General features: G+C 56.4%; 1 protein-coding gene. It reads right to left on the bottom strand.

Annotated features, from left to right (window positions below; all coding sequences use genetic code 11):
* Window positions 1-962 (bottom strand): O-acetylhomoserine aminocarboxypropyltransferase/cysteine synthase family protein (locus tag A3730_RS00970; RefSeq protein ID WP_063537275.1); only part of this gene is annotated, 962 nt, incomplete at both ends.

Raw genomic sequence — 962 nt, 5'->3', positions numbered from 1 at the left:
CAAAACTGAGAATGGACGAGGGCACCCCGCCATCCATGTATTGCTGCGCCAATGCATAATCCTTGTCGGTTTCCAGGCCGGCAAAATTCACCCAGCTCACCTTGGCATGGTCGCGCAGGTACGCAGCCACTTTCATGGCATTCTCGCAATGGCGTTCCATGCGCAGGCTCAGGGTTTCAATGCCCTGCATAATCAGGAACGCATTCATCGGTGACAACGCGGCACCCATATTGCGCAAGGGCACAACCCGGGCACGACCAATGAACGCGGCCTCACCCATGGCCTCTACGTACACCACACCGTGATAGCTGGGATCCGGTTCATTGAACTGCGGGAAACGCGGGTTATCTTTCCAGGGGAATTTGCCGGAATCCACGATGGCGCCAGCAATGGTGGTGCCGTGGCCGCCCATGTATTTCGTCAATGAGTGCACCACAATATCAGCGCCGTGTTCAAAAGGCCGGCACAATGCTGGCGTCGCCACCGTATTATCCACCACCAGCGGCACGCCTGCGTCATGGGCCACCTTGGCTAACGCAGCCATATCCACCACGTTGCCCGCCGGGTTACCGATGGATTCGCAAAACACCATCCTGGTTTTTTCATCAATGGCATCCGCAATCGCCTGGGGATTGCGGCCATCGGCCATGCGCACCTCAATGCCCTGATTCGGCAAGGTATGCGCGAACAAGTTATAGGTACCGCCATAAAGCTGACTGGTGGAAACAATATTGTCCCCCGCTTTGGCCAGCGTCTGAATGGTTGCGGTGATCGCCGCCATACCTGACGCCATGGCCAACGCACCGATGCCGCCCTCCAGTTGCGCAACGCGCTCTTCAAGCACCGCGTTGGTCGGATTCATTATGCGACTGTAGATATTACCCGGCACTTTGAGATCAAAAAGATCCGCCCCATGCTGGGTATCATCAAAGTAGTAGCTGGTAGTCTGGTACATGGGCACG

Source organism: Alcanivorax sp. HI0044, assembly GCF_001634945.1.
The sequence above is the reverse complement of the archived record's forward strand: the minus strand, read 5'-3'. Positions and strand labels throughout refer to the sequence as shown.